The following is a 4,494-nucleotide window of genomic DNA, read 5'->3' on the forward strand; positions in this document are numbered from 1 at the left end:
GTGCTCGGCCAGCCAGCCGGCCAGCACCGCGCGGTTGGCGGTGGCCTGGGCGAGGCGGGGGCGCAGCAGCTCGTCGGCGTGCTGCACGGCGTGCGTGGCCACCGCCTCGACCAGCGGGGAGAGCGCCAGGCTGGTGTAGTCGCGGCGGCGCACGCAGCCGGCCAGCACCTCGGGCGCGGCCAGCGCCCAGCCGACCCGCAGGCCCGGCAGGCCGTACGCCTTGGACAGGGTGCCGAAGGAGATCGCCCGCGGGTAGCCGGGGGCCGGGTCGGGCAGCGGCTCGCGGTCGTAGACCAGGTGCTGGAAGGCGTTGTCCCAGGCGAGCCAGGTGCCGTAGCGGGCGCAGGCGTCGACGACGGCGGCCTGCTGGTCCGCGGTCACCGTGGCGCCGGTCGGGTTGTGCGGGAAGTTGACCACCACCATGGCGGTGCCCGGGCCGATCAGCGCCAGCAGCTCGTCCTCGTTGGTGACCACGCCGTGCTCGGTGCGCATCGCCCAGGGGACGATCCGGCAGCCCAGTGAGGCGGCCACCTCGACCAGCGCGTGGTAGGCGGGCGCCTGCACCACGACCTCGTCGCCGGGCTTCAGCAGGGCCTGCATCACCAGGTAGATGGCCTCGCTGGAGCCCTGGGTGGCGATCACCGAGCCGGGGTCGGTGCCGTGCCGCTCGGCGAGGGCGGCGCGCAGCGGCTCGCCGCCCAGCGAGTGGCTGTCGCGGAACACGATGCCGCCGAGCGAGGCGGCGTCGGTGCCGGCCAGGGCGAGGACCTGGTCGACGGTGTAGTTCTCGACACCGCTGCTGCTGATGTCGTAGGTGGTGGTGAAGTACCGCTCGCGGAGCCAGTCCTCGAGCAGGGCGGGGGCGATGGTCACGGGTTCCTCCGGAAGGCGGATCGGGTGGGTGGCCGGGGCGGGGTCAGGCGGAGGCGAGGCCGTCCTCGGCCTCCAGCTCGGCGAGCAGCTGCGCGAGGTCGTCCGGGTCGGTCGCCTCGGCCTGGAGCTGCACCACCCGCAGGGCCAGCTCGGCGACGGTGGGCGCCTCGTAGAAGACCCGCAGGGGCACCTCGGCCCGGCAGGTCTCGCGGACCCGGGCGGCGAACCGGGCGGCCAGCAGCGAGTGCAGGCCCAGGTCGAACAGGTTGTCGTGGACGCCGACGGCCGGCAGGCCGAGCAGTTCGCCCGCCAGCTCCGCGATCTCCCGCTCGGCGGGGGTGCGCGGGGCGACCGCCGCGCCGCCGGCCAGTTCGGCCCGGCCGGGCCGGGGCAGCGCGCCGCGGTCGAGCTTGCCGTTGCCGTTCAGCGGCAGCGCGGGCAGCAGCACGACCGCCGACGGCACCAGGTACTCGGGCAGCCGCTCGCGCAGCGCGGCGCGCAGCTCGAAGGCGTCCGGTGCGGCACCGGGGGCGGCGACCGCGTAGCCGACCAGGCGCTGCTCGCCCGGCTCGTCCTCGCGGACCACCACCGCCGCGGCCTCGACCCCGGGGAGTCCGGCGAGCCGGGCCTCCACCTCGCCGGGTTCGATCCGGTGGCCGCGGATCTTCACCTGCTGGTCCGCGCGGCCGATGAACTCCACCTCCCCGTCGGCCCGGTGGCGCGCCAGGTCGCCGGTGCGGTAGAGCCGGGAGCCGGGCTCGCCGTACGGGTCCGGGACGAAGCGCTCGGCGGTCAGCCCCGGGCGGCCCAGGTAGCCGCGGGCCAGGCCGGCGCCGCCGAGGAACAGCTCGCCGGGGGAGCCGACCGGCACCGGCCGCCCGGCCGGGTCCAGCAGGTAGACGGTGGTGTTGGGCAGCGGGCGGCCGATCGGCAGGCCGTCGCCGCCCACCGGTTCGCCGGTCACCCGCCGGGTGGCCGAGGTGCAGGTCACCTCGGTGAGCCCGTACACGTGCACCAGCGGAACCCCGAGGCGCTGCCAGGCGGCCAGCCGGTCCCGGCGCACCCGTTCGCCGCCCATGGCGACGAAGCGGAGGTCCGGCGGCAGTGCGGCCCCGGTGCGCTCCAGTTCGGCGGTCCAGTCGTGCCAGTAGGCGGTGGTCAGCTCCAGGCCGGTGATCCGGTGCTCCGCCAGGTAGCCGGTCAGGTCGACGCCGCGGGCCAGCAGCCGGGCGCCGGGCAGCACCACGGTGGCGCCGGCCGCCAGGGCCGGGAACAGCTCCTCGACCAGCACGTCGAAGCCGGTGGAGGCCAGCTGGAGGAAGCGGTCGCCGGGGGCGAGGCGGAACTCCTCGGCCATCGCCAGGGTGAAGTTCACCAGGCCCCGGTGGGTGAACATCGAGCCCTTGGGCTCGCCGGTGGTGCCGGAGGTGAAGAACACGCAGGCCAGCGCCTCCGGTCCGGCCGGGCGGGCGCTCGCAGCGGCCCCGGCCGGGGCGGGCCCGTCGACCGGCTCCACCCGCAGCCCGTCGAACAGCGGTCCGGCCGGGCTCCCGTCGGTGAGCACCAGCCCGGCGCCGGACAGCTCCAGCAGCCGGCGCAGCCGCGCCCCGGGCAGCTCCGGGTCCAGCGTGGTGAACGCCGCGCCCGCCTTCAGCACCCCGAGCAGGGCGGTGACCAGCTGCGGCGTCGGGGCCGCGTGCACCGCCACCACGCTGTCCGCGCCGACGCCCAGCGCGCGCAGCCGGGCGGCGCACCGCTCGGCGGCGGCCTCCAGTTCGGCGTAGCTGGTCGTCCGGCCCTCGTGCTCCAGCGCCGGGGCGCCGGGCGTGCGGGCCGCGGCCGCCGCGACCAGGTCGTGCAGGCCGCCGGCCGGGACCGGGCGGGCGGTGTCGTTCCACCCGGAGAGCACGGTGCGGCGCTCCTCGGCGTCGAGCAGCGGCAGCGCGGACAACCTGGTCCCCGGCGCGTCGACGGCGGCCGACAGCAGCACGCCGAAGCGGTGCGCCAGACGGGCGACGCCCGCCGCGTCGAACAGGTCCGTCGCGTACTCCACCGTGAAGGCCAGCCGCCCGTCGTGCTCGACGGCGGTGAACATCAGGTCCATCAGGCAGGAGCCGGTCCGCGCCTCCAGCGGCTCCACCCGCAGCCCCGCGAAGCCGGCCCGGGGCGGGCGGGCGCTCTGCAGCGTCAGCATGGTCTGGAACACCGGGTGCCGGGCCGGGTCGCGCTCGGCCCCGACGGCGTCCAGCACCTGCTCGAACGGCACCTCCTGGCAGTCGAAGTCGGCGAGCGTCCGGTCCCGGGTGCGCTCCAGCAGCCCGGTGAAGGCCGGGTCGCCGGAGAGGTCGCCGCGCAGCGCCAGGCTGTTGACGAAGCAGCCCACCAGGCCGTCCAGTTCGTGCTGCCCGCGGCCGGCGACCGGGGTGCCGACCAGGACGTCCTCGGCGCCGGAGAGCCGGCCCAGCAGGGTCTGGTAGCCGGCCAGCAGCACCATGAACAGGGTGGCGCCGTGCCGGGCGCCGAGCGCGCGCAGCCGCCCGGTCAGCTCGCCGGGGAGCTCGAACTCGTGCACCCCGCCGGCCAGGCTCGGGACGGCCGGGCGGGGCCGGTCGGCGGGCAGCTCCAGCACCGGCAGCGGCCCGGCGAGCCGCTCGCGCCAGTGCGCCAGCTGCCCGGTCCAGCGGCCCTCGGCGGCCCGGTCGGCCTGCCAGCAGGCGTAGTCGGCGTACTGCACCGGCAGCGGCGGCAGCTCACGGCCGTCGTAGAGCGCGCCCAGGTCCTCGACCAGCACGCCCATCGACCAGCCGTCGAGCGCGATGTGGTGGATCACCAGCACCAGCACGTGCTCGTCCGGTGCCACCCGGAGCAGCAGGGCGCGCAGCGGCACCTCGGCCGCCAGGTCGAACGGACGGGCGACGAAGGCGTCGACCACCGTCTGCGCCCGCTCGCCGTCGGCGAGGTCGCGCACGGTGAGCGGGGCCTCGCCGGCCGGCAGGACGCGCTGCGTCGGCACGCCGTCCGCCTCCGGCAGCACGGTGCGCAGCACCTCGTGCCGGGCCGTCAGCGCGCGCAGGGCGGCGGCCAGCGCGACCGGGTCCAGCTCGCCGCCGATCCGCACCGCGGTGGGCACGTGGTAGGCGGGGTTGCCGGGGGCGAAGCGGTCGAAGAGCCACATCCGCTGCTGGGCGAAGGAGAGCGGCAGCGGACGGCTGCGGTCCGCCGGGACGACCGGCGGCAGCGGGGCGGCGGTGCCGCCCGCCGGGCCGCCGTCGCCCTCGCCGTCGCCGGCCGCGGAGCGCAGCCGCTCGACCAGCTCGGCCTGGGCGGCCACCGTGACCGCGGCGAACACCTCGCGCAGCCGCAGTTCGACGCCGAACTCCGCGCGCAGCGCGCCGACCAGCCGGTTGGCGAGCAGCGAGTGGCCGCCCAGGGCGAAGAAGTCGTCCAGGACGCCGACCTCGGGCAGCTCCAGCAGCCGCTGCCAGATCGCGGCGATCGCGGCCTCGGCGGCGGTGCGCGGGGCGAGCCGGTCGGCCGGCCCGGCCGGGGTGGCCGGCTCGGGCAGGGCCGCCCGGTCCACCTTGCCGTTGGGGGAGAGCGGCAGGGCCGCCAGCTCCGTCC

General features: G+C 77.3%; 2 protein-coding genes. Both read right to left on the reverse strand.

Annotated elements, in window-relative coordinates; all coding sequences use genetic code 11:
- Positions 1–873, reverse strand: an 873-nt coding sequence (locus ABZ885_RS35990; RefSeq protein ID WP_360198476.1) for an aminotransferase class I/II-fold pyridoxal phosphate-dependent enzyme, incomplete at its 3' end; no start/stop codon positions are given.
- A gap of 43 nt (positions 874–916) precedes the next feature.
- Positions 917–4,494, reverse strand: a 3,578-nt coding sequence (locus ABZ885_RS35995; RefSeq protein WP_360198479.1) for an amino acid adenylation domain-containing protein, incomplete at its 5' end; no start/stop codon positions are given.

The organism is Kitasatospora sp. NPDC047058 (assembly GCF_040643935.1).
GTDB lineage: Bacteria > Actinomycetota > Actinomycetes > Streptomycetales > Streptomycetaceae > Kitasatospora.